This window comes from Nocardia sp. SYP-A9097, assembly GCF_009649815.1.
Lineage (GTDB): Bacteria > Actinomycetota > Actinomycetes > Mycobacteriales > Mycobacteriaceae > Nocardia.
This window is the reverse complement of record NZ_WJIC01000002.1, coordinates 611,844-634,527: the sequence shown is the minus strand read 5'-3', so window position 1 is coordinate 634,527 and position 22,684 is coordinate 611,844. Positions and strand designations below refer to the sequence as shown.

Here is a 22,684-nt window from a genome sequence, read left to right as displayed (position 1 = left end):
TTCTACGGTGCCAAGGTAACGAAAACCCCTGACTGAGCGGCGATTACGGCGGATTCGACGGCGGCGATGACGGTACTTTCGCCCGGTGGCGAACCGCTGGTCAGTAGGCGGTAGTAGAGGGGCGCCGAGACCGCCGACAGGACGGCGCGGGGATCGGTGCCGGGTGGGACTTCACCTCTGGTAATGGCGGATTCGATACAGGGCGACCATTCGGTGAGCCGGGTGTCGTAGAAGGCGTGCAGCGCGGTGGCCGCGGTGTCATCGGTGGTGGCGGCGGCGATGAGCGCGCGGAACAGGCGGCCTTGGCGCGGATCGGTGAGGGTGTTCGCCACCAGTTCGGCATTGGCGCACAGATCCCCCCGCAGCGAACCCGTATCACTGTGCGGCAGTGAGGTTTCCGCCATGTCGACGAGCAGGTCGGCGACCAGTCCGGCGGGGGTGCGCCAGCGGCGGTAGACGGTGGTCTTGCCGACCTCCGCGCGGGTGGCCACCTCGCTCGGATCCAGGTGCGCGAAACCGCGTTCGGCGAGCAGATCCCCGGCGGCGCGCAGTACCGCGTCGCGGACGCGGGCGGTGCGCCCACCCGGGCGGATCGAGCCGGGAGTGGTCGGGTCCTGCTCCATAATGGGCCTCCAGTTCCATTTGTGCCGGAGTGAGTGTATCGTCTGGTTTGTTAATGAAACCGTAGTCCCGTTAGGAGTGGCGCAATGGAACACCGTCGACTCGGCGCATCAGGTCTCATGGTTCCGGCTTTGAGCTTCGGCGCGGGCACCTTCGGTGGTCGCGGGGAACTCTTCAGCGCCTGGGGCGACACCGACGCGCGACAGGCCCGCCGCCTGGTGGATATCAGCCTGGAATCGGGTGTCACCATGTTCGACACCGCGGACGTCTACTCCAATGGCGCGTCGGAAGAGGTTCTCGGAGAAGCGATTCGGGGACGCCGCGATAATCTGCTCATCTCCACCAAGGCAGCACTGCCCACCGGCCCCGGACCGTACGACGCCGGTTCCGGTCGCGCCCGCCTCATCCGCGCAGTGGAGGGTGCACTGTCCCGGCTCGGCACCGACCGCATCGATCTGTTCCAACTGCACGCCTTCGACGCGGGCACACCGGTCGAGGAAACCCTTGCGGCACTGGATGATCTGGTGCGCGCTGGCAAGATTCGGTATGTCGGCGCATCCAATTTCGCGGGCTGGCAGCTCATGAAATCCCTTGCGGCAGCGGACCGTTACGGTTTCCCGCGCTATGTCGCGCACCAGGTCTACTACTCGCTGGTCGGCCGCGACTACGAATGGGAGCTCATGCCCCTCGGTATCGACCAGGGTGTCGGCGCGGTGGTGTGGAGCCCGCTCGGCTGGGGCCGTCTCACCGGCAAAATCCGTCGCGGACAACCACTTCCGGCGGGCAGCCGGTTGCATCTAACCGCGCAGGCGGGTCCGCCGGTCGATGACGAGAAGCTCTACGACGTCGTCGATGTCCTCGATGAACTGGCCGCCGAGACCGGCCGCACCGTCCCGCAGATCGCCCTGAACTGGCTGCTCACCCGCCCCTCCGTGGCGACCGTCATTGTTGGCGCGCGCAATGAGGAGCAGCTGCGGCAGAACCTCGGCGCGGTCGGCTGGAGCCTGGACACCGAGCAGATCGCCCGTCTCGACAAGGCCGGTGCGGTCACCCCGCCGTACCCCTACTACCCGTACTACCGGCTCCCGGATTTCGCGCGCCTCAATCCGCCCGCTGTCTAGGGCGCGGAGTACAGCGCCGGTGCGGGTTTCAGTAGACGTCGCGTACGTAGCGTTTCTCGGCGACCAGTTGCTTCTTGAAGGTCAGCGCGGCCTCCTCGCTCAATTTCCCGTGAATTCGGGCGATTTTCAGGAGGGCGTCGTCCACATCCTTGGCCATGCGCGCGGCATCACCGCAGACATAGAAATGCCCGCCCTCGCACAGCCACGACCACAACTCCGCACCGTGCTCGATCATCCTGTGCTGCACATAGATTCGCTCCCGCTGATCCCGCGAGAACGCCAGATCCAACCGGGTCAGGAAGCCCGAGCGGAACATATCCTCGAGTTCCGCACGGTAATAGAAGTGATCCGCCGCATGCTGATCACCGAAGAACAGCCAATTGCGGCCCTTGCAGCCCAGCGCCCGCCGCTCCTGCAGGAAACCTCGGAACGGCGCGATTCCGGTACCCGGCCCGACCATGATCATCGGTGCGTTCGGATCCAGCGGCGGCCGGAAATGCGGTGCGCGTTGCAGGAAAATCGGCACCTTCGACCCGGCCCGATCCGCCAGGAAGGTGGAGCTGACGCCGCCACGCCGCGCCGCCGACGGGGTCACCGGCTCGCCATAGCGCACCACACCCACGGTCAACTGCACCTCGTGCGGACTCACCAGTGGACTCGAGGAGATCGAATACTGGCGCGGCTGTAGCTTTTTCAGCACACCGAGCCACTCCACCAGATCCGCCCCGGCGGGGAAATCGCGCAGCACATCCACCGGCTGCCGATCCCAGAGATACCCCTCGAGCTCATTGCGATTGTCCTTGCGCAACAGTTTCGCCAGTCGTGGATGCGCATTGCGCTCCGCGATGAAGGACAGCAGATCCGAACTCACCTTGGTGATGTCGTAGCGGGTGCGCAGCGCGTCCGCCAGCGTCAGCTCCGCATCATCGACCTCGATGACGCGGTTACCCTCCAATCCGGTGACCGCGAGCCATTCCGCCACCAGCGCATCACAATTGGCGGGCCGAATCCCGAGCGAATCCCCGACCTCATAACGCGCGCCGAGGCCCCGCAGATCGAATCCGAACTGCCGCACCTCTTTCCCGGACCCCGGGCGGGACAGCGGCTCATTACGCACCAGCGTCGACAGCACCGGCGCATTACGCGTGAACGGCGTGGCCAGTGTCGCGACCGAGGACCGCCCCGCACCCCGGCCCCGCGTCCCGCCCGCGGACGAGCCGGCATCACTCGCGGGTGTACCCGCTGGGCCGAACCCGCCGGAACCCGTTGCCCCGGACACGAATCCGCCGGAACCGGTTCCCCCGGAAACGAAACCACTGGAGCTTGCCGCGCCGGCGGTGAATCCTTCCGAGTTCGCCGTGCCGGCCGTATGCGCGCCGAAGTCCATTGTGCCGGAGCGGAATCCACCAGAATCGGATCGGCCGGTGGTATTCGCGCCGGTGTTGTCACCGATGGGTGCGGGGGAGTCGGGCGCGTGCCATCCTGCGCCCGGGTCGGCGCTGCCCAATGCGGCCGTCACATCGTCGATCCACTGTTCCGACAGCGGTTCGTGATCCGGTTCGCTGTCGACGCGGGGGAGCAGTCGCTTCGCCCCGCGTTTCGCCAGCAGTTCGTCGAGTTTGCGGCCGTGACCGCAGAAATCGTCGTAGGAGGAGTCGCCGAGCGCGAAGACCGCGTAACGCAGGCCGGACAGCCGGAGTGCGCTGTCGCTCAGTCGATCCCAGAAGTCCGAGCCGTTGTCCGGTGGACCACCATCGCCGAAGGTGCTGCTGATCACGAGCACATCGCCGGTCAGGTCGGTGAGCTCGGCGGAGTCCATATCGAGTAGCCGGGGGCCGAAACCGATGCCGGTGAGCCGGGTCGCGACGGCGGCCGCCAACTCTTCCGCCGTGCCGGTCTGGGATGCCCAGAGCACCGTCACGGTCCGGGTACTCGCACTGTCACTCGGGCCGAAATCCGTTGTGGCGGAGCCGAGTGTGGCGTCCACCTGATGCTGCGCCGGCACCTCGGACTGCGACCCGCGTGAGTACATGCCCGCCAGCAACCCGTCGATCCACATCCGGCTGCCGGGGGAGAGGGGCGCTGTTTCCGGCAGTGTCGGTACCCCCGTCACCGGAAGTGATTGCAGTGCGGCGAGATACCCGCCGAGGTAGATCCGTTCGGTCTCGCTCAGGGTCGGCGCGGTGGTCCGCTCCAACCCGAGCATGGCCGACAGCGGATGCGCCCCGCCGCCGGTCGAACCCGCTGCCGCTGCGAATGATTTCTGGAAACGGCCGAACGGACTTTCTAAGCCTCCGTTCGGAATCGCTACGGCTCCGTTCGGACTGGAATAAGCTCCGTTCGGACCTGTTGCGCTGCTGTCCTCCGGCCGTACCGGACCCGACACCGCCGCGACCTTGCGCAGGCGCACCGCACACGCCTTGAACTCGGGTTGCAGCGAGGCCGGATCGACGGCGTCATTGGTGACGGCATTGATGGTCAGATATTCACCCTGCTCGTCATTCCAGTGGAATGGTGCGAAGCAATTCCCCGGCAGCACCCGATCGCTGATCTGCACCGGCAGCACCGCCCGCCCGCGCCGGGACGCGATCTCCAGCTGGTCGCCGTCGCGCACATCGAGTGCGGCCGCATCCTCGGGATGCACCTCCACGAACGGCGCACCATTGAGTTTGACCAGTTTCGCGATCTTCCCGGTCTTGGTCATGGTGTGCCATTGATGTTGCAGCCGACCGGTATTGAGCACGAACGGGTGATCGTCGTCCGGCATTTCGGCGGGCAGCAGATGCGGGCGTGGATAGAAGACGGCCCGCCGGCTCGGCGTAGCGAAGGCGAGTCGCGGCTGCCGCCCGTCGGCGGCGGTGAACAGTTCCTGGCTGACGCCGTCGTTCACATACCGAATCGGATTGCGCCGCCGCACCGGATCCGGGCACGGCCACTGCATCGGCCCGTCGCGCAATGCGTCATAGGTGATGCCGCGCAGATCATATCCGGTCACCGGATTCGTGAATTGCCTTATCTCCTCGAAGATTTCGGCAGCGGATTCGAAGTCGAACCCGCTGAATCCCATGGCCCCGGCGACATCGGCGATCAACCGCCAATCCGGTCGCGCGTCCCCGACCGGCTGTACCGACTGCCGCAGCAGTGTCAGGTTGCGCTCCGAATTCACCATCACCGCATCGGATTCCGCCCACAGCGTGGCGGGCAGCAGTAGATCCGCGTACGCGTTGGTGGCGGTATCGGTGTACACATCCTGGGCGATCACCAGCTCCGCCGCCTCCAGCCCGGCGATCACCGTGCGCCGATTGGCCATGGAGGCAACGGGATTGCTGCACACGATCCAGCACGCCTTGATGCTCCCGTCGGCGAGCCCGCGGAACATATCGACGGTCCCGGGCCCGGCTTCGGAGCGAATAGTACCGGGCTCCAGTCCCCACGCCTGCTCGACGAACTCGCGATCCGCCGCCGCGAGCAGGCTGCGCTGACCGGGCAATCCCGGTCCCATATAACCCATTTCGCGCCCGCCCATGGCATTGGGCTGCCCGGTGAGCGAGAACGGCCCGGACCCGGTCCGGCAGATCGCACCCGTCGCGAGATGCAGGTTGATAATCGCATTGCTGGTCCAGGTGCCGTGCGTGCTCTGATTCACGCCCATGGTCCACAGCGACATCCACTCACCCACCGCGCCGATCCACTCGGCGGCGGTACGAATATCGGCCTCGGGCACCCCGGTCAATTGCGAGACCACGTCGGGGGAGTAGTCGGCCAGGAATTCCGGCATCGCCTCCCAGCCCTCGGTGTGCTCGGCGATGAATTCGGCGTCCACGGCACCGTTTTCGACCAGCAGATACAGCAGCCCGTTCAGCAGCGCGAGATCGGTGCCCGGTGTGATCTGCAGGAACAGGTCCGCGCGCGCCGCGGTATCGGTGCGCCGCGGATCCACCACAATGAGTTTCGCGCCCGCCTTGAGCCGATCGGCCATGCGCAGGAACAGAATCGGATGGCAGTCAGCCATATTCGCGCCGATGGCGAAGAACAGATCGGCGTGATCGATATCGTCATACGATCCCGGCGGCCCGTCCGCGCCGAGCGACTGCTTGTATCCGGTGGCCGCACTGGCCATACACAGCCGCGAATTCGCCTCCATATGCACGGTGCGCAGGTGGCCCTTGGCCAATTTGGTTGCCAGATACTGGGCTTCGATGGACATCTGCCCGGAGACGTACAGCGCCACCGCATCCGGTCCGTGCGTATCGATTATTTCGCGCAGTCGCTGCGCGGCCTCCAGCACCGCCTCGTCGACGGGTACGGGTACCGGCGGCTGCCCGCGGTCGGGGCGGCGGTACGCGGACTCCATGCGCCCGTCGGCACGCATCATCTCGGCGTGCGTCGCGCCCTTGGTGCACAGTCGTCCGGCGTTCACCGGATGTAGCTTGTCGCCGCTCACCTTCGCGATCACCTGCGCGCCCGAGGCGTCGGCCGCGGTCCGCACGGTGATACCGCAGCCCACTCCGCAGTATGAGCACGCGGTTCGAATGCTCGGCGGGGTAGCGCTGGAATCAGGCATAACCCCGATCTTCGTCACCCCCGATTGCGCCGGATTTACCGAAGGTTATCGCCAGGTGACAATCCACCTCACAAGCGTTCGCGACCGCCGTGAGGTGCGCGAACACTGTGAGACAAGACACTCCGCGGGTGTTCAGCCCAGCTTGTAGCCGCGATGCAGTGCCACCGCGCCGCCGGAGAGATTGCGCCACTTCACCTGTGACCAGCCCGCATCGGCGATGCGCAATGCCAGCTGCGACTGCGTCGGCCAGGCCCGAATGGATTCGGCCAGGTACACGTAGGCGTCGGGATTGCTGGAGACCTTCCGCGCCACCGCGGGCAGCGCCTTCATCAGATACTCCATGTAGATGGTCCGGAAGGGCGCGAAGGTCGGGGTGGAGAACTCGGCCACCACCAGTCGCCCGCCCGGCTTGGTGACCCGCAGCATTTCGCGCAGCGCCAGATCCGGATCGGCGACATTGCGCAGACCGTAGGAGATGGTGACCGCGTCGAAGGACTCGTCGGCGAACGGCAGCGCCATGGCATCGCCCGCGACCATCGGCACCCCGCGGAAGCGCCCGGCGGCCAGCATGCCCTGCGAGAAATCGGCGGCCACACACCATGCGCCGGACTTGGAGAGTTCGAGGGTGGAGACCCCGGTTCCGGCCGCCAGATCCAGTACCCGCTCACCGGGCCGCAGCGCCAAGGCTTTTCGCGTCGCCCACCGCCAATAGCGGTCCTGACCACCGGAAATCAGCGTATTGGTGAGGTCGTATCGCTTCGCGACCCCGTCGAACATGGAGGCAACCTCGTGCGGCTGTTTGTCCAACGAGGCCCGCACCAATTCCCGCTCTTTATTCACGGTGCCCATTTTGCCCTCCGCTTCGCTCCGGGCGGGGTTCGCGGCCCGGGGAGTCCCACCCCTCCCTCCCTCCGCTCCTCCGCTGCGCTCCCCCGCTCCACTCAGTCCAGGCGCGGGACGGCCGCGAACCAAGGGCGTTTGCGCTGTGGGCGCAAGCCGAGCAGCCACAGCACGGGAATCGCGACCAGCCACGTCACCACGATCACCGATGCCGCCGGGATGATCGCGACACGCGCATCGCGACCCGCCACCCGAACCAGGTCCGGATCACTGCGCATGTACTCCACATTGATGCGTTCGCCCGCAGTCAGTTTGGTCGGATAGAGGACACCGACCTTCGGATTATGGGTCTCCCCATCGGGCGTCACGAAGGTCACCGCGGAGCGCAGCCGACCCGCCGAGAGCACTTCGCCGCTGGTCACGCCCATATCCGAACTGATCAGCCGATCATCGCGCCAGGCCGCCAGCACCAGCAGCGCCGCGAGCACGCTGATCGCGCAGGCGAGCACGGCCACCGTCATCCGAGCCTTACGGAAGCGCTGCGCCCGGCTGACAGACTGGCTGGTTTCCGACACTTCACCAGGCTATTCCATGACTGGACTACGGTTGCCGCCATGTCCCGTAAATTCAGCTTCACCGTGCAATACAGCGTTCCGGTAGAAGAGCTTCACCGGGCACTGACCAATGACGAGATGTGGCACGCCCGCTTCGCGGACGCGTCCACCGCAACACTGGAACTGTCCCATCCGGACGGTCCCGGCACCATTCGCATCCATATGACCGAAAAAGCCCCCGAGGACAAGATTCCCGGCCTGGTCAAGAAGGTCCTCAAGAGCGACCTCGTACTCGAGCGCACCGACACCTGGGGCGCACTCGACGGCGATATCGCCAAGGGCTCCTTCGCCGGCGCCTCCGGTGGCATCACCACCGAGATGGCGGGCACCTTCGAATTGCGGTCCACCGCCGAGGGTTCCGAGATCGAGGCCGCGGGCACCGTAACCGTGAAGGTTCCACTGGTCGGCGGCGCCATCGAGCCGCTGGCGGAGAACCTGCTGGAGAAGGTCATGAACAGTGAGCGCAAGTCCGTCGAGGCCTGGTTCACCGCACAGAACGCCTGATATCGAGAAGACCTGAACCAGGCTGATTCTCACCTTCGAGGGGTACCCCGTGGCCGCGCCCACCCGCGGCTACGGGATTTCCGAAGACGAACTAGCCCCGCGACGGATCGAACTCGCGCGGCTCGGTGAGCACGAGCCAGTTGCCCGAATTGTCGCGAATGATCGCCTCCACGCCGTACGGGCGCTCGGACGGCGGCTGTACGAACTCCACGCCTTCGGCGGTGAGCTCCTCGAAAGTCTTCTGGCAGTTCTCGGTTCGCAGCCCCAGCGCGCCATGCGTGCCATTGGCCATGGACCGGCGGATCGCCTCGGCCAGATTCTCATCCAGCGGCGGCCCCGGGATCATCAGCGTCACCTCCAGCTCCAGATGATCCGGATGCGCCACCGTCACCCAGCGAAAGCCGTTGTCGCCCATGGTGATATCGCTGACCTCCACGAAGCCGAGCTTGTCGATATACCACTGCTTGGACGCGGACTGATCGGTCACGTAGACGGTGGTGAGGGAAACGTTCGTAATGGTCGTCATGCCATAAGGCTATGGACTCGCTCATCCGCCGCGCTTCTCCGAAATTGCGGTGTCGCGCGCCCGGTTCGCCACCCGATAGCGCGCCCCGCGCCACCCGAGCCGGCCCGCAACCGCGGTGAGTGTGACGTAACCATCACCCGAGGCAGCGGCTTCGGCTACAAGGGATCGATCGTCACCAATGTGGTGTTCGCGTCCTTCACCTTCATCTTCTTCACGCTCGAGGGCTCGATCATGGCGTAGGGCCTGAAACTCGGCCTGCACGTACCACTTCCACTCGGCTATCTGGCGTCGACGCTGCTGATCTTCCCGCTGGTCATCTACGGCATGAAGACGCTCACCAAACTGCAGGTGTGGACCACCCCGCTGTGGCTCATCCTGATGGTGCTGCCGTTCGCGTTCCTGCTGGTGCGGCACCCGGATTCGGTCGGCACCTTCCTGTCGTACGGTGGCAAGGACGGCCAGGGTGTGAGCCTCACCGGCGCGCTGCTCGCCGCGGGTGTCTGCCTCTCGCTCATCGCGCAGATCGCCGAACAGATCGACTACCTGCGCTTCATGCCGCCGAAAACCCCCGAGAACGAGCGTAAGTGGTGGGGTTGGATGCTCCTCGCCGGCCCCGGCTGGGTGCTGTTCGGCGCGGTCAAGCAGGTCGTCGGCCTGTTCCTCGCGGTGTACCTGATCGCGAATCTGCCCGGCGCACAGGACATCGCGAACCAGCCGGTACACCAGTTCCTGGAGATCTACCGCGACATGATGCCCGCCTGGCTCGCCATGACCCTGGCCGTCGTGCTCGTGGTCATCAGTCAGATCAAAATCAATGTGACCAATGCCTATTCGGGTTCGCTGGCCTGGACCAACTCCTTCACCCGCCTCACCAAGAACTACCCGGGCCGCCTGGTCTTCCTCGGTTTGAATCTGCTCATCGCGCTGATTCTGATGGAAGCCAATATGTTCGACTTCCTGAACAATATTCTCGGCTTCTACGCCAACTGCGGTATCGCCTGGATCGTCACCGTCGCAACGGATATCGCGGTCAACAAGTACCTGCTGAGGATCTCGCCCAAGCAGCCGGAGTTCCGGCACGGCATGCTCTACGACTACAACCCGGTCGGCCTGATCGGCTTCGGACTGTCGGCGATGCTGTCGATCATGACCTTCTTCGGCCTCTTCGGCGAGACCCTGAAGCCGTATTCGCCGATCATCGCGGTCATCGTGTCCTTCCTCGCGACTCCGGCGACGGCGATTCTCACCAAGGGCAAGTACTACCCGCGCCGCATCGACGACGGTATCGAGGCCCCCATGTTCGACGAACACGGCAACCCGTCCGGTGAGACCCTCACCTGCCACATCACCGGCATGGACTTCGAACGCCCGGACATGATCGCCTCCCCGGTTCCCGGACCCGAGGGCGAAATCCAGTACATCAGCTCACTGGCACTGTCGACGGACAAGACCGGCATCCACGTCCTGCCACCGCAGTAGTCACGAAATCCGCTGCTACAGAAGCGGTTTCCGATCAGAGAGACCGTGCATGAAGATGTAGCAACCCGGTATGTGGGGAGCGCCCTCGGCGGCGAACTTGGCCTGATACTCCGAGGGTGACATTCCCACCAACTCGGTGAATTTGCGACTGAACGAACCGAGGCTGCTGTAGCCGACCATCATGCAGGTCTCGGTCACGGTGATATTGGTGGCGCGCAACAGATCCTGCGCCCGCTCGATGCGGCGCTCCGCCAGATACAGCGCGGGCGTCTTGCCGTAGGTCGCGGCGAAACAGCGCAGGAAGTGATACTTCGACACCCCCGCGGCCGCCGCCAGCATCTCCAGATCCAGTGGCTCCGCGTAATTCCGGTCGGCCAGATCCCGAGCGCGCCGCAGATGCGGGAGCAGCTCCTCGGGAACCGGCCGGGGTGTCATGCGAACGGTTGCAGTTTGTCGAATCGCATGGACGCGCGCCCCGCGCCTCGCCACAACCGGGCGGTGAGATCCACATCCTCATCGGTGACCAGATTGCCCATCACCCGGACGGCGGTGCGCTGCAACAGCTTCGACCGCATCACCGGCGGGCCGCCGAACGGCACCGCCTTCGGATGAGTGGCGAGCGCCGCCAGTCGCCGCGCCACCGAATAGGTGCGGCCGTACCGTTCGCGCAGCATCTCCGGCCAGATCCGCGTCAGATCGGGCTCGTCCAGCAGGCCCGAAAGCATATGTCCGCCTTCGAGTCCGTAGTCGATGCCCTCGCCGTTCAGCGGATTCACACAGCCTGCGGCGTCTCCGACCAGCGCCCAATTGCGCCCGGCCACATGGGAAACCGCGCCACCCATGGGCAGCAGGGCCGAAGCCACCGCGCGCGCTTCACCTTCGAAACCCCACTCTTCCCGGCGCAGCGAAACATAATGCTGCAGCAGCGGTTTCAGTGCGATATGCGAAGGCCGCTGCTCGGTGGCGAGTGAACCCACCCCGATATTGACCTCACCATTGCCGAGCGGGAAAACCCACCCGTACCCCGGCACCAATTCATTGTTCGCATCCCGCAATTCCAGATGGGAGGTGATCCACGGATCGTCATGCCGCTCGGACTTGATGTACGCCCGCGCCGCCGTGCCATACGCGTACTCGCGATGCCAGGTGCGCCCCAACAGCTTCCCGACCGGCGACCGCACCCCATCGGCGACGATCAGCACCTTGCAGGACACCGCCCGCAAGCCACCCTCGGTCTTGACGGTGACCCCGGTGACCCGATCACCGTCCCGGGCGACCTCGACGACCTTCGCGCCCTCGACCATGCGGGCACCGAACTTCACCGCGGTATCACGCAGCTTGTCATCGAGTTCGGTTCGCGGAACAGCGCTTCCATACACCGGGAACGACCCCTTGGGCCACGGCAGCAGCGCCTCCCGCCCGAACCCGGCCATCCGCAGCCCGTGATTGACCGTATGCGCGCGCACCCAGTCCCCGAGCCCCAGATGCTCCAGCTCCGCCGTAGCGCGCGGCGTCAGCCCGTCACCACAGGTCTTGTCGCGCGGGAACACCGCCGAATCCACGAGCAGCACATCGCGCCCCGCCTGTGCCGCCCATGCCGCCGCGGCCGAACCCGCCGGTCCGGCACCCACCACCAGTACATCGGCATGCGCCGGCAGCACATCCGACGAGTGCCCCTGCTCCGGCGCGATTTCCGCTGAACCCATGGCCTCAATACTTGCAGCCCACCGAGATCGGTGTCGATGTGGCTGCGGATTGGGGGCGGCCGACGCCATACTGCAGTGTTCTGTGCATCCCACTACGGTGGTGTCCATAGGGGGCTGGGTGTCCACACGCTAGGTTCTTTGGCGTGGGGTCGGACGCGGCACTGGGAGATGAAATGAGCGCATCGGCTGTGAGCGATGAGAGCACGGTGGTGGCGGGGGTGGATCTCGGCGATCCCGAGCTCGCGGTAACAGTGCGTAAGGGTCTGGTCGAAGTCGAGGACCTGCTGATCACCGAGCTGTCCGACGGGGAGGATTTCCTGCAGGAGGCGGCGCTGCATCTGGCCAAGGCCGGCGGTAAGCGATTCCGGCCGCTGTTCACCATTCTCACCGGTCAGCTCGGCCCCAATCCCGACAGCCCGGACCTGATCACCGCAGGTACCGTGGTCGAACTCGTGCACCTGGCCACCCTCTACCACGACGATGTCATGGACGAGGCCCCGATCCGCCGCGGTGCGCCCAGCGTGAATTCGCGCTGGGGGAACAGCGTCGCCATCCTGGCCGGTGACTACCTGTTCGCGCACGCCTCGCGCCTGGTCTCCACGCTCGGCCCGGACGCGGTGCGCATCATCGCCGAAACCTTCGCCGAACTGGTCACCGGCCAGATGCGGGAAACCATCGGCGCCCGCAATTCCCAGGATCCGGTCGAGCACTACCTGCGCGTGGTGTGGGAGAAGACCGGTTCGCTCATCGCGGCCTCGGGTCGCTTCGGCGGTACCTTCTCCGGCGCGGGCCTCGAACATGTCGAGCGCCTGGCCCGGCTCGGCGACGCGGTCGGCACCGCCTTCCAGATCTCCGACGACATCATCGACATCTCCTCGGCGTCCGAGCAGTCCGGCAAAACCCCCGGCACCGATCTGCGCGAGGGCGTACACACCCTGCCCGTCCTCTACGCCCTGCGCGACGAGGGCTCCGAGGGCGACCGCCTGCGCAAACTGCTGGCCCGCCCGCTCGAGACCGACGCCGAAGTGGAAGAGGCCCTGGACCTGCTCGCCCGCTCCCGCGGCATGGTGCTGGCCAAGGAGAAGCTGCAGGGCTACGCCGATATCGCGCACGCCGAACTCTCCGCCCTGCCCGGCGGCCCCGCCAACGAGGCCCTGGAGCGACTGGTTCGTTACACCATCGAACGCGTCGGTTAGCGGGGAACTTCGCGCCTACCCGAGGCGTTGAGCAGGTGTTACGTGAAGTGACAACTGATTTCGTGAGGTGCGGTAACTCCTCGGGTACGCCCAAAACAGGCCGGGCACCCGGCGTGAGTCCTGGAACTGAGTCTCGCGGCACGTAGTGGCAGGCCTGAAGACGCGGAGAGGCGGGACAGTTGCACGGGTACGCAAATGGCGTGAAGACCTTCGGGCTATTGGTCGGCATGTCGGCGCTGATCGTGTTCGCGGGAGCCATGTTCCGCAGTCCGACGATTCTGATCCTGTCGATTCTGCTGGCCGTGGGCATGAACGCCTACGCGTATTTCAACAGCGACAAACTCGCTTTGAAAGCCATGCACGCGCAGCCCGTGACGGAGCTGGAAGCGCCGGTCATCTATCGCATCGTGCGCGAATTGGCCACGGCCGCAAGGCAACCCATGCCGCGGCTGTACATCAGCCCGACCAACGCACCCAATGCCTTCGCCACCGGGCGCAGTCCGCGCCATGCCGCGGTCTGCTGCACCACCGGCATTCTGCAGATCCTCGACGAGCGTGAACTACGCGCGGTGCTGGGTCATGAACTCTCGCATGTCTACAACCGCGACATCCTGATCTCCTCGGTCGCCGGCGCGCTCGCCTCGGTCATCTCCGGCCTCGCCAACCTGGCCTTCTTCGCCAGCGCCTTCGGCGGCAATCGTGATGGTGAAGGCCCGAATGTGATTGGCATCCTGCTGGTTTCGCTTCTCGGCCCGATCGCGGCCGCGCTCATCAAACTCGCCGTCTCGCGTTCGCGCGAATATCAAGCCGACGAAGACGGCGCAGCCCTCACTGGCGACCCCCTGGCTTTGGCGTCAGCGCTCCGCAAGCTCGAACGTGGGGTTCAGGCCGCCCCGCTGCCCCCGGAGCCGCAGCTGACCGCACAGTCGCATCTGATGATCGCCAACCCCTTCCGCGCCGGCGACAAAATGGCGCGCTGGTTCTCCACCCACCCGCCCATGGCGGAGCGCATCGCCCGCCTGGAAGCCATGGCGGGCGGCCCCACCGGCCCGACCGCGGGGCCACACGAGTACTGAGTCGTCGAAACAGGAACGAGGTCCGAAGCTTTCGCTTCGGACCTCGTTTTTTGTGTCTCTTCCGCCGCTAGCGGTAGTTCACGAACTGCAGGGCGACCTCGAAGTCCCCATTGCGCAGCATCGACTGCACGGCCTGCAGATCATCGCGGCTCTTGCTGCTGACGCGCAGCTCCTCGCCCTGAATCTGCGCCTTGACGCCCTTGGGGCCGTCATCGCGAATCTTCTTGGCGATCTTCTTCGCCTGCTCGGTGCTGATGCCCTGAATGAGCTCGCCTGTGATTTTGTACACCTTGCCGGAGGCTGCCGGATCGCCCGCGTCGAACGCCTTGAGCGAGATATCGCGGCGAATCAGCTTCTCTTTGAAGACATCCAGCGCGGCCTTGACCCGGTCCTCCGAGTCGGCGGTGAGAATGATCTTCTCCTCGCCCGACCATTCGATGCTCGCGCCCGTCCCGCGGAAGTCGTAGCGGGTGGCCAGCTCTTTGGCCGCGATATTCAGCGCGTTGTCCACCTCCTGACGGTCGACCTTGCTGACGACATCGAACGACGAATCGGCCACGCTTGTGCTCCTGTCCGAGATCGGAAATTTTGGGGTTGCCTCGCCGAAGGTAGTCCGTCCGGCACCGCGTTTTCCAGCCGGTTTGCAATCGGGGCGGGTGTTCGATGTATTCTCGTCACCGCGCTGCAAGGCGTACCCAGGCAGATTGCCCGAGCGGCCAATGGGAGCGGACTGTAAATCCGTCGGCGAAAGCCTACGTAGGTTCGAATCCTACATCTGCCACCGCGAAACCCCCCGAGACCGATGGTCTCGGGGGGTTTCGTGCATTCGGTGTGACCCGGCCGGGTGTGGTCGACGCCGTTGTCGACCGGCATCCAGCCTTGTGGGTGGAGTACCCACTCGAAACGCGGTAAAAACATCCTTTGACCACCCGGTTTGTATACTTGGTGAGATGTTGTGTAACCTCGTTCAAGTCTTCAGCGCCCGGTTCCAAAGACCGGAGCAAAGCAGACATGCCCCCTTAGCTCAGTCGGTAGAGCGTTTCCATGGTAAGGAAAAGGTCAACGGTTCGATTCCGTTAGGGGGCTCGCCGGATTGCCGGTGGTGACCGACTCGGCATCCAGATCGATGGACCGGGCTAGCGCCGCCGCGAATCCTCGCATGGCGGTGTAGCTCAGTTGGTAGAGCAAACGACTCATAATCGTTGTGTCGCCGGTTCAAGTCCGGCCATCGCTACCCATACTGATTAACCACATCAGGCTTACCGGAAAGAGGGCGCATCGTGGCCGCGAAGTCCACTGATATCCGGCCAAAGATCACCTTGGCCTGCGAGCAGTGCAAGCACCGTAACTACATCACCAAGAAGAACCGGCGTAACGACCCGGATCGTCTGGAACTCAAGAAGTTCTGCCCGAACTGCGGTACCCACCGGGCCCACCGCGAGTCTCGCTAACTTAACCCCGCGCGTTCTACCGCGTGGAAGAAGTGCCGGATCGGTTCGCCACTACGTTCTCCCTACCAGAGGACAGTGGCACCCGGTCCGGCACTTGGTGTATATAGCGGTGGTTCAGCGCTCTGCCGGTCCCCGGAAACGGGATCAGATAGGTGACTCTCTGCCGTGACAATCAACACCGAGATCGATTTGGTCGGCGATACTGCCGAGATGGTCAGTAATACCGACGCCGAAACAGTCATCCAGGGCGAGGCTTTCGATCCTGCCGCCCACGCCGCCGCCATGGTCGGCCACCACTATCGGGTGGAGGACTACTACGAGGTCGGCCGCGAAAAGGTGCGTGAGTACGCGCGTGCCGTGCAGGACTACCACCCGGTGCACTGGGACGAGGATGTCGCCCAGGAGTACGGCTACGACAGCCTGGTGGCCCCGCTCAGCTTCATCTCACTGGTCGGAATCCTGGCCCAGAGCAAGCTCTTCGAGCAGATCGTCACCGGCTACGACCTGAGCCAGATCATGCAAACCGATCAGATCCTGGAATTCCACCGGCCCATCAAGGCCGGCGACCAGCTCACCTGCATCGTGTACCTGCACTCGTTCCGGCAGGCGTTCGGCGGCGACATCATCGTCACCAAGAACGATGTGATCGCGCAGAACGACGAACTGGTGCTCACCACCTACACCACATTGATCGGCCGCAGCGGCGGTGATATCGATCCCAATGTCGGTGACGCGGTACGCAATGTGCTCATGCACGGCGTCGGCCCGGAGGAGACCCCGGACCATCGCCCGCGCACGGTGGAGGAGAACGCGTCCGTGCTCACCACCGCGCCGCTCCCGGTGGCCGCCGGCGGAAATTTCGTGCCGAGCAAGCACGCCATCCGCTTCGAGGATGTGGCCGTCGGCGATGTGCTTCCTGCTCGCGTGGTGCGGCTCACCCGCGGCGATCTGGTGAACTACGCCGGTGTCTCCGGTGATGCGAATCCGATCCACTGGAGCGATGAGGTCGTCAAGCTCGTCGGCCTGGAAAACGTTGTGGCGCACGGCATGTTGACCATGGGCCTGGGTGGCGGCTTCGTCACCTCGTGGCTGGGCGACCCGGGTGCGGTGAAGGAGTACAACGTTCGTTTCACCAGCCCCGTCTACGTGCCCGTCGACAAGGCCGCGGAGATCGAATACACCGGCAAGGTGAAGTCGATCGACCCGGAGAACCGCACCGCCGTGGTCGCCATCGTGGCGAAATCGGAGGGCCGCAAGATCTTCGGGCGCGCGACCGCGACCGTCCAATTGGCCTGATTCGACCGTGGACCCCCGATTGGCGATTGCCGCGTGAGATACCGTAGACTCGGTAGTCTGGGGTCACCAGCCGATGCGCGCTGCTCGCAGGAGCGGCGCGTAGGTCTGTAAAGACATGGCGCGAGGGCCCCGGCGTACAACTGAAGAGATACTGTGGTGGGACGAGCAACACCCGTCCTACCGAAGGGGCGTAGCTCAATTGGCAGAGCAGCGGTCTCCAAAACCGCAGGTTGCAGGTTCAAGTCCTGTCGCCCCTGCACGCGTAGCGATTGCTTGCAGGTCGCTCGAAACGGTCAACAGCGACGAGGAAGGATCGACGTGAGCGACGAGCGGGATACTCGCCACGAAGATGGCGATGACACCGCCGCAGTGGCTCGTCCGAGCGGCAAGCGTTCCGCCCGGCGTCGAAATGCGTCGGCGGCGACGAATGTAGCGACGATCGATCGTCCTGCGTCAGCGGCCAAGGCGAACAAGAAGTCCGGCAAGGCCGGTGGCGGTGCGGGCAATCCGTTCAAGCGCCTTACGAAGTTCCTCAAAGAAGTAATCGCGGAGCTTCGCAAGGTCATCTGGCCCAACCGCAAGCAGATGGTCACCTATACGAGCGTTGTTCTGGTGTTCGTGATTTTCACGATTGCGTATATCGCCGGGTTGGATGTGGCGTTCATCAAGGGTGTCAACTGGCTGTTCGGCTAGCTGACCGTCGGCGCCGGTAACCGCTCCCCGAGCAGAGGCGGGGGGACGGGACCATCCGTCTGGGTAACCCCGGGCGCGCAAAGGATTACGTGACGACAAGGAAGCGAGTGCCCCAGTGAGCACCCCGGAGAACGGCACAACCGACGAATTCCAGGTCGACGATCTGGTGGAGGAAACCACCGACGTCGAGGAATTCGTGGACTCCGCCGACGCGGAGGAAGCCGCTGACGAGCCGACCGCCGAAGAACTGGCCGCTCCTGTCGATGCCGAGCCCGCCGATCCGGTAGCCGAGATGAAGGCCGCGCTGCGTCGCGCCCCCGGCGACTGGTACGTCATCCACTCCTACGCCGGTTACGAGAACAAGGTGAAGACCAATCTCGAGACCCGCGTGCAGAACCTCGGTCTCGAGGACTACATCTTCCAGGTCGAGGTTCCGACCGAAGAGGTCACCGAGATCAAGAACGGCCAGCGCAAGAACGTCAATCGCAAGGTGCTGCCGGGTTACATCCTGGTCCGCATGGAGCTGAACGACGAGTCCTGGGGCGCGGTCCGCAATACCCCCGGTGTGACCGGTTTCGTCGGTGCGACCTCGCGCCCGTCCCCGCTGTCCATCGATGATGTGGTGAAGTTCCTGGTCCCGGCCGCCAAGCAGCAGAAGCCCGCCGCGGGCGCTGCCGCCGGTTCCGAGACCTCGGGCGAGACCCCGATCATCAAGCCCACCATCGATGTGGACTTCGAGATCGGCGAGTCGGTCACCGTCATGGACGGCCCGTTCGCCACCCTTCCGGCCAGCATTTCCGAGATCAATGCCGAGCAGCAGAAGCTCAAGGTGCTGGTCTCCATCTTCGGCCGCGAGACCCCGGTCGAGCTGGCGTTCACTCAGGTCTCCAAGATCTGATCAGACTTGCAAACCGCAAGAACCTAACCAAGGAAGAAAGATGCCCCCGAAGAAGAAGAAGGTCTCTGGGCTTATCAAGCTCCAGATCAAGGCCGGTGCGGCCAATCCGGCTCCGCCCGTTGGTCCCGCGCTGGGTCAGCACGGCGTGAACATCATGGAGTTCTGCAAGGCTTACAACGCCGCGACCGAGTCGCAGCGCGGGAACATCATCCCGGTCGAGATCACGGTCTACGAAGATCGTTCTTTCGATTTCAAGCTGAAGACCCCGCCTGCCTCGCAGCTGCTGCTCAAGGCCGCCGGTGTGCAGAAGGGCTCCGCCGAGCCGCACCGTCTGAAGGTCGCGACGGTCACCATGGACCAGGTCCGTGAGATCGCGAAGACCAAGGCCGAGGATCTGAACGCCAACGATATCGAGCAGGCCGCGAAGATCATCGCCGGTACCGCTCGCTCGATGGGGATCACCGTCTCCTAGTAGCCATTCGGCTGCACATCCCGTGGGAGGGCCGGCCAGGCCCGCACACCACGTCTGAACTTACGGACAGGACAGAACAACATGGCAAAACGAAGCAAGGCTTATCTCGAGGCGGCCGCCAAGGTCGACAAGTCGGCGTTCTACGCCCCGCTGGCCGCTGTGCGGCTCGCGAAGGAGACCGCCACCACGAAGACCGACGCGACCGTCGAGGTTGCCGTCCGTCTCGGTGTCGATCCCCGCAAGGCCGATCAGATGGTCCGTGGCACCGTCAACCTGCCGCACGGCACCGGTAAGACCGCCCGCGTCATCGTGTTCGCGGTCGGCGACAAGGCCGCCGAGGCCGAGGCCGCCGGTGCGGACGCCGTTGGCGCCGAGGACCTGATCGAGCGCATCCAGGGCGGTTGGCTGGACTTCGACGCCGCGATCGCCACCCCTGATCAGATGGCCAAGGTCGGTCGTATCGCTCGCGTGCTGGGCCCGCGTGGCCTGATGCCGAACCCGAAGACCGGCACCGTCACCCCCGATGTGGCGAAGGCTGTCAACGAGATCAAGGGCGGCAAGATCAACTTCCGCGTCGACAAGCAGGCCAACCTGCACTTCGTCATCGGCAAGGCGTCCTTCGACGAGAAGAAGCTGGCCGAGAACTACGGCGCCGCTCTCGACGAGATCCTGCGCGTCAAGCCCTCCACTGCGAAGGGCCGCTACCTCAAGAAGGTGACGTTCTCGACGAACACCGGACCGGGCATCCCGGTGGACACGAACCGCACCCGCAACTTCGCCGAAGAAGACTGATTTTTTCGGCGGACTGGCGTAGCAACGCACAAGCCTGAGGGCCGGTACAGGGAAACCTGTACCGGCCCTTTGCTTTTGGGGGTTCGGGGGCGAAGCCCCGGAGAGTTACGAGAGTTGGTCCACCCCCGTTTTGGCGGATAGATGCACGTCCGCTATGCTGGTCCACGGTCGCCGACTTGTTCGGTGATCACCCCACATCGTTCTACCGAAGACCGTTGGTTGCTGCCGTGAGGCAGTCGAAGGTCCAGCGTTATTGCTGGCGGCCCACGCAGGGAGAGCCGAGGTTGGGAAACCACTGCGAGTTCACTCGCCTTGTGTTTCTTCTACGCCCCGGGACTCTGCGTCCGCGGGGCGTTCGCTTTATCGCTGGCCCCTGGCGGTGTTGGTAGTTCATATACGAACCGACCATCCAGAGAGGAGGCGAAGTATGGCAAAACCCGAGAAGGTCACCGCGGTAGCGGAGATCACGGAGCAGTTCAAGGGTTCGACCGCCACCGTTGTCACGGAATACCGTGGACTGTCGGTTGGCAAGATCACCGAGCTGCGTCGTGCGCTGGGCGCGGACGCCACTTACTCCGTCGCCAAGAACACCCTGGTCAAGCGCGCAGCTGCCGAAGCTGGCGTCGAAGGCCTGGATGACTTGTTCGTCGGTCCGACCGCTATCACCTTCATCAAGGGTGAGCCGGTCGAAGCCGCGAAGGCGCTCAAGGCTTTCGCCAAGGACAACAAGGCGCTGATCATCAAGGGCGGCTACATGGACGGCATTGCGCTGTCCGTGGCCGAAGTTGAGCGGATCGCCGACCTGGAGTCCCGCGAGGTCCTGCTGGCCAAGCTGGCCGGCGCCATGAAGGGCAATCTGTCGAAGGCCGCGGCGCTGTTCGCAGCCCCCGGCAACCAGCTTGCCCGGCTGTTCGCGGCCCTCGAGGAGAAGAAGGCGAACGAGGGTGGCGCTGCCGCTCCCGCCGCCGAAGCTCCCGCGGCCGACGCCGAATAGGTCACTACCCCAAACCTTTTCGTTGCCGCTCGCGCGGCGATGAAACCATCGAAAGGAAACATCAATGGCTAACGTTGACGAGCTGCTCGAAACCTTCTCCGGCATGACCCTGCTCGAGCTCTCCGAGTTCGTGAAGGCGTTCGAGGACAAGTTCGAGGTCACCGCTGCCGCTCCCGTCGTGCAGGCCGGCCCCGGCGTTGCCGTTGCCGAGGCTGTCGAAGAGCAAGACGAGTTCGATGTTGTCATCGAGTCGGCCGGCGACAAGAAGATCCAGGTCATCAAGGTCGTTCGCGAGATCGTCTCCGGCCTGGGCCTGAAGGAAGCCAAGGACCTCGTCGAGAGCGCCCCGAAGGCCATCCTGGAGAAGGTCAACAAGGAGGCCGCCGAGGCCGCCAAGGCCAAGCTCGAAGAGGCCGGCGCCAAGATCTCCGTCAAGTAATACTTGCCGGCGATCCCATAGGAAGTACGGAGTGTTGTGGGGGCTTCCCCCACACCCCCGAAAACCTGAGGGTGTTGTACTTGAAAAGGGCGGTTCCCGTTGGGGGGCCGCCCTTTTCGCGTATTCGAGTCCTCGTAATTGCGCTGTGATTCACCGGTGTGAAATGTTTCGTTACCGACCGGTCAGGTCTCGGTGTCCGAGACGGGGTATATGCGATACAGTGGCCGGACCCACTGTGATGCGCCACACCGCGCATTGAAAAATTCGTGGTGCGCCGCAGTGGGGCGCTCGTCGGAGAATTGTGGAGGTTGGCGTGGGCGTCGAGGTCAGGACCGAAGGCATCACCAAGTCGTTCGGTTCCCAACGGATTTGGCAGGACGTCTCATTGACGCTGCCGTCGGGGGAAGTCAGCGCGTTGCTCGGCCCCTCCGGTACCGGTAAGTCGGTCTTCCTGAAGTCGCTGATCGGTCTGCTGCGTCCCGAGCGCGGCTCCATCTACATCGATGGCACCGATATCACCACCTGCTCCAACAAGGAGCTGTACGAGATCCGCAAGCTGTTCGGTGTGCTGTTCCAGGACGGCGCGCTCTTCGGCTCGATGAATCTCTTCGACAATGTCGCGTTCCCGCTTCGTGAGCACACGAAGAAGAGTGAATCCGACATCAAGAAGATCGTCATGGAGAAGCTGGAGCTGACCGGTCTGCTCGGTGCGGAGGGCAAGCTCCCGGGTGAGATCTCCGGTGGTATGCGTAAGCGCGCCGGTCTGGCCCGCGCCCTGGTGCTGGATCCGCAGATCATCCTCGTCGACGAGCCGGACTCGGGTCTGGATCCCGTTCGTACGACCTATCTTTCGCAGCTGTTGATCGATATCAACGCGCAGATCGACGCGACGATCCTGATCGTCACGCACAACATCAACCTGGCGCGTACCGTCCCGGACAATATCGGCATGCTGTTCCGCCGCAACCTGGTCATGTTCGGCCCCCGTGAGGTGCTGCTGACCTCGGAAGAGCCGGTGGTGAAGCAGTTCCTGAACGGCCGCATGCAGGGCCCGATCGGCATGTCCGAGGAGAAGGACGAGTCGCAGATGGCCCGCGAGCAGGCCATGTTCGACGCCGGTCACCACGCCGGTGGCGCGGAAGAGGTCGAGGGCATCATCCCGCAGATGAAGGCGCAGCCGGGTATGCCCGTGCGTGCCGCCGTGGGCCGTCGCCGGGAGCGGGTGCGCCAGATTCTGCACACGCTGCCGCCCGCCGCGCAGGAGGCGATCCGGCACTCCATGGAGGAGAACGGGGATGCCGACACACAGGTGATGCCCGCCTACACGGGTGGGTATGACGCCACGGTTCGACACAACTTGACCAACGGGTAACATACCGCCCGTGAACCAATCCCTGACGCG

Annotated in this window: 22 protein-coding genes, 4 tRNA genes and 1 pseudogene; 18 read left to right on the top strand and 9 right to left on the bottom strand. The window is 64.5% G+C overall.

The genetic code is table 11. From position 1 onward, the window contains the following. Positions 1-2 precede the first annotated feature (2 nt). The gene (locus GFY24_RS06360) at positions 3-623 is read right to left on the bottom strand and encodes a TetR/AcrR family transcriptional regulator (RefSeq protein WP_153803985.1); all 621 of its coding nucleotides are present in this window, start codon (positions 621-623) and stop codon (positions 3-5) included. An 84-nt stretch (positions 624-707) separates the two neighbouring features. Between GFY24_RS06360 and GFY24_RS06355 the strand changes: the two genes are divergently transcribed. Continuing rightward, the gene (locus tag GFY24_RS06355) at positions 708-1,742 is read left to right on the top strand and encodes an aldo/keto reductase (protein WP_153803984.1); all 1,035 of its coding nucleotides are present in this window, start codon (positions 708-710) and stop codon (positions 1,740-1,742) included. A gap of 28 nt (positions 1,743-1,770) precedes the next feature. Here GFY24_RS06355 and GFY24_RS06350 read toward each other — a convergent pair whose 3' ends face one another. The 3 genes from GFY24_RS06350 to GFY24_RS06340 form a co-directional block, all read right to left on the bottom strand. Further along, the gene (locus tag GFY24_RS06350; protein WP_153803983.1) at positions 1,771-6,306 is read right to left on the bottom strand and encodes a molybdopterin-dependent oxidoreductase; all 4,536 of its coding nucleotides are present in this window, start codon (positions 6,304-6,306) and stop codon (positions 1,771-1,773) included. 132 nt (positions 6,307-6,438) lie between these two features. After that, the gene (locus GFY24_RS06345) at positions 6,439-7,155 is read right to left on the bottom strand and encodes a demethylmenaquinone methyltransferase (protein WP_153803982.1); all 717 of its coding nucleotides are present in this window, start codon (positions 7,153-7,155) and stop codon (positions 6,439-6,441) included. Between the two features lie 92 nt (positions 7,156-7,247). Next, entirely contained in the window at positions 7,248-7,667 is a 420-nt protein-coding gene (locus GFY24_RS06340) for a DUF3592 domain-containing protein (protein ID WP_153804218.1), read from the bottom strand. A gap of 93 nt (positions 7,668-7,760) precedes the next feature. On the opposite strand from GFY24_RS06340, the gene GFY24_RS06335 reads away from it, so the two are divergent. After that, positions 7,761-8,264: a DUF2505 domain-containing protein gene (locus GFY24_RS06335; RefSeq protein ID WP_153803981.1), complete on the top strand. Its 504-nt coding sequence runs from the start codon at positions 7,761-7,763 to the stop codon at positions 8,262-8,264. A 91-nt stretch (positions 8,265-8,355) separates the two neighbouring features. On the opposite strand, the gene GFY24_RS06330 is transcribed toward GFY24_RS06335, so the two are convergent. Next, complete coding sequence (locus GFY24_RS06330) at positions 8,356-8,790, bottom strand: VOC family protein (protein WP_153803980.1); 435 nt, start codon at positions 8,788-8,790, stop codon at positions 8,356-8,358. Positions 8,791-8,922: 132 nt separating this feature from the next. On the opposite strand from GFY24_RS06330, the pseudogene GFY24_RS06325 reads away from it, so the two are divergent. Further along, positions 8,923-10,269: pseudogene (locus tag GFY24_RS06325) on the top strand (purine-cytosine permease family protein); the annotation flags it as partial. Between the two features lie 15 nt (positions 10,270-10,284). Here GFY24_RS06325 and GFY24_RS06320 read toward each other — a convergent pair. Then, on the bottom strand, positions 10,285-10,704 hold the full coding sequence (locus GFY24_RS06320) for a helix-turn-helix transcriptional regulator (RefSeq protein WP_153803979.1): 420 nt from the start codon (positions 10,702-10,704) through the stop codon (positions 10,285-10,287). Beyond that, complete coding sequence (locus GFY24_RS06315) at positions 10,701-11,975, bottom strand: geranylgeranyl reductase family protein (protein WP_153803978.1); 1,275 nt, start codon at positions 11,973-11,975, stop codon at positions 10,701-10,703. Before GFY24_RS06315 ends, GFY24_RS06320 begins: the two co-directional genes overlap by 4 nt. Positions 11,976-12,148: 173 nt before the next feature. Between GFY24_RS06315 and GFY24_RS06310 the strand changes: the two genes are divergently transcribed. Continuing rightward, positions 12,149-13,171, top strand: a complete 1,023-nt coding sequence (locus GFY24_RS06310) for a polyprenyl synthetase family protein (protein WP_153803977.1) — start codon at positions 12,149-12,151, stop codon at positions 13,169-13,171. A 179-nt stretch (positions 13,172-13,350) separates the two neighbouring features. Further along, entirely contained in the window at positions 13,351-14,247 is an 897-nt protein-coding gene (gene htpX / locus GFY24_RS06305) for a zinc metalloprotease HtpX (protein ID WP_153803976.1), read from the top strand. Between the two features lie 67 nt (positions 14,248-14,314). On the opposite strand, the gene GFY24_RS06300 is transcribed toward htpX, so the two are convergent. Then, the gene (locus GFY24_RS06300; protein ID WP_194852761.1) at positions 14,315-14,806 is read right to left on the bottom strand and encodes a YajQ family cyclic di-GMP-binding protein; all 492 of its coding nucleotides are present in this window, start codon (positions 14,804-14,806) and stop codon (positions 14,315-14,317) included. A 139-nt stretch (positions 14,807-14,945) separates the two neighbouring features. Between GFY24_RS06300 and GFY24_RS06295 the strand changes: the two genes are divergently transcribed. Both GFY24_RS06295 and GFY24_RS06290 read left to right on the top strand, forming a co-directional pair. Further along, positions 14,946-15,028: transfer RNA gene (locus GFY24_RS06295), tRNA-Tyr, on the top strand. A gap of 232 nt (positions 15,029-15,260) precedes the next feature. Then, a tRNA-Thr gene (locus GFY24_RS06290) sits at positions 15,261-15,333 on the top strand. Here the strand turns inward: GFY24_RS06290 and GFY24_RS06285 are convergent. After that, positions 15,307-15,444 carry a hypothetical protein gene (locus GFY24_RS06285; RefSeq protein ID WP_153803974.1) on the bottom strand — a complete coding sequence of 46 codons (138 nt, stop codon included), beginning with the start codon at positions 15,442-15,444 and terminating at the stop codon, positions 15,307-15,309. The genes GFY24_RS06290 and GFY24_RS06285 overlap by 27 nt on opposite strands. Between GFY24_RS06285 and GFY24_RS06280 the strand changes: the two genes are divergently transcribed. The 11 genes from GFY24_RS06280 to GFY24_RS06230 all read left to right on the top strand — a co-directional run bounded on the left by GFY24_RS06280 (position 15,409) and on the right by GFY24_RS06230 (position 22,654). Further along, a tRNA-Met gene (locus GFY24_RS06280) sits at positions 15,409-15,481 on the top strand. The genes GFY24_RS06285 and GFY24_RS06280 overlap by 36 nt on opposite strands. Before the next feature lie 46 nt (positions 15,482-15,527). After that, a complete protein-coding gene (rpmG, locus tag GFY24_RS06275) occupies positions 15,528-15,698 on the top strand; it encodes a 50S ribosomal protein L33 (protein WP_029925945.1) in 171 nt (56 codons plus the stop codon). A gap of 210 nt (positions 15,699-15,908) precedes the next feature. Next, positions 15,909-16,994: a fused (3R)-hydroxyacyl-ACP dehydratase subunits HadA/HadB gene (locus GFY24_RS06270; RefSeq protein ID WP_153804217.1), complete on the top strand. Its 1,086-nt coding sequence runs from the start codon at positions 15,909-15,911 to the stop codon at positions 16,992-16,994. A gap of 184 nt (positions 16,995-17,178) precedes the next feature. Continuing rightward, positions 17,179-17,251 (top strand) — tRNA-Trp (locus GFY24_RS06265). 61 nt (positions 17,252-17,312) lie between these two features. Further along, a complete protein-coding gene (gene secE / locus GFY24_RS06260; RefSeq protein WP_309230525.1) occupies positions 17,313-17,687 on the top strand; it encodes a preprotein translocase subunit SecE in 375 nt (124 codons plus the stop codon). A 115-nt stretch (positions 17,688-17,802) separates the two neighbouring features. Continuing rightward, complete coding sequence (gene nusG / locus GFY24_RS06255; protein ID WP_309230524.1) at positions 17,803-18,585, top strand: transcription termination/antitermination protein NusG; 783 nt, start codon at positions 17,803-17,805, stop codon at positions 18,583-18,585. Positions 18,586-18,625: 40 nt separating this feature from the next. Beyond that, positions 18,626-19,057 carry a 50S ribosomal protein L11 gene (rplK, locus tag GFY24_RS06250; protein ID WP_153803972.1) on the top strand — a complete coding sequence of 144 codons (432 nt, stop codon included), beginning with the start codon at positions 18,626-18,628 and terminating at the stop codon, positions 19,055-19,057. Positions 19,058-19,138: 81 nt separating this feature from the next. Beyond that, positions 19,139-19,849 carry a 50S ribosomal protein L1 gene (gene rplA, locus GFY24_RS06245; RefSeq protein ID WP_153803971.1) on the top strand — a complete coding sequence of 237 codons (711 nt, stop codon included), beginning with the start codon at positions 19,139-19,141 and terminating at the stop codon, positions 19,847-19,849. A gap of 427 nt (positions 19,850-20,276) precedes the next feature. Next, positions 20,277-20,843, top strand: a complete 567-nt coding sequence (rplJ, locus tag GFY24_RS06240) for a 50S ribosomal protein L10 (RefSeq protein ID WP_153803970.1) — start codon at positions 20,277-20,279, stop codon at positions 20,841-20,843. A gap of 64 nt (positions 20,844-20,907) precedes the next feature. Next, complete coding sequence (gene rplL, locus GFY24_RS06235) at positions 20,908-21,282, top strand: 50S ribosomal protein L7/L12 (protein WP_153803969.1); 375 nt, start codon at positions 20,908-20,910, stop codon at positions 21,280-21,282. Between the two features lie 313 nt (positions 21,283-21,595). Then, positions 21,596-22,654, top strand: a complete 1,059-nt coding sequence (locus GFY24_RS06230) for an ABC transporter ATP-binding protein (protein ID WP_309230523.1) — start codon at positions 21,596-21,598, stop codon at positions 22,652-22,654. Positions 22,655-22,684 lie beyond the last annotated feature (30 nt).

Bases quoted from the DNA above. Each gene is read 5' to 3' on its own strand.
- GFY24_RS06360 (WP_153803985.1), bottom strand. From the start codon at position 623: ATGGAGCAGGACCCGACCACTCCCGGCTCGATCCGCCCGGGTGGGCGC.
- GFY24_RS06355 (WP_153803984.1), top strand. From the start codon at position 708: ATGGAACACCGTCGACTCGGCGCATCAGGTCTCATGGTTCCGGCTTTG.
- GFY24_RS06350 (WP_153803983.1), bottom strand. From the start codon at position 6,306: ATGCCTGATTCCAGCGCTACCCCGCCGAGCATTCGAACCGCGTGCTCA.
- GFY24_RS06345 (WP_153803982.1), bottom strand. From the start codon at position 7,155: ATGGGCACCGTGAATAAAGAGCGGGAATTGGTGCGGGCCTCGTTGGAC.
- GFY24_RS06340 (WP_153804218.1), bottom strand. From the start codon at position 7,667: ATGACGGTGGCCGTGCTCGCCTGCGCGATCAGCGTGCTCGCGGCGCTG.
- GFY24_RS06335 (WP_153803981.1), top strand. From the start codon at position 7,761: ATGTCCCGTAAATTCAGCTTCACCGTGCAATACAGCGTTCCGGTAGAA.
- GFY24_RS06330 (WP_153803980.1), bottom strand. From the start codon at position 8,790: ATGACGACCATTACGAACGTTTCCCTCACCACCGTCTACGTGACCGAT.
- GFY24_RS06320 (WP_153803979.1), bottom strand. From the start codon at position 10,704: ATGACACCCCGGCCGGTTCCCGAGGAGCTGCTCCCGCATCTGCGGCGC.
- GFY24_RS06315 (WP_153803978.1), bottom strand. From the start codon at position 11,975: ATGGGTTCAGCGGAAATCGCGCCGGAGCAGGGGCACTCGTCGGATGTG.
- GFY24_RS06310 (WP_153803977.1), top strand. From the start codon at position 12,149: ATGAGCGCATCGGCTGTGAGCGATGAGAGCACGGTGGTGGCGGGGGTG.
- GFY24_RS06285 (WP_153803974.1), bottom strand. From the start codon at position 15,444: ATGAGTCGTTTGCTCTACCAACTGAGCTACACCGCCATGCGAGGATTC.
- GFY24_RS06270 (WP_153804217.1), top strand. From the start codon at position 15,909: ATGGTCAGTAATACCGACGCCGAAACAGTCATCCAGGGCGAGGCTTTC.
- rplK (WP_153803972.1), top strand. From the start codon at position 18,626: ATGCCCCCGAAGAAGAAGAAGGTCTCTGGGCTTATCAAGCTCCAGATC.
- rplA (WP_153803971.1), top strand. From the start codon at position 19,139: ATGGCAAAACGAAGCAAGGCTTATCTCGAGGCGGCCGCCAAGGTCGAC.
- rplJ (WP_153803970.1), top strand. From the start codon at position 20,277: ATGGCAAAACCCGAGAAGGTCACCGCGGTAGCGGAGATCACGGAGCAG.
- rplL (WP_153803969.1), top strand. From the start codon at position 20,908: ATGGCTAACGTTGACGAGCTGCTCGAAACCTTCTCCGGCATGACCCTG.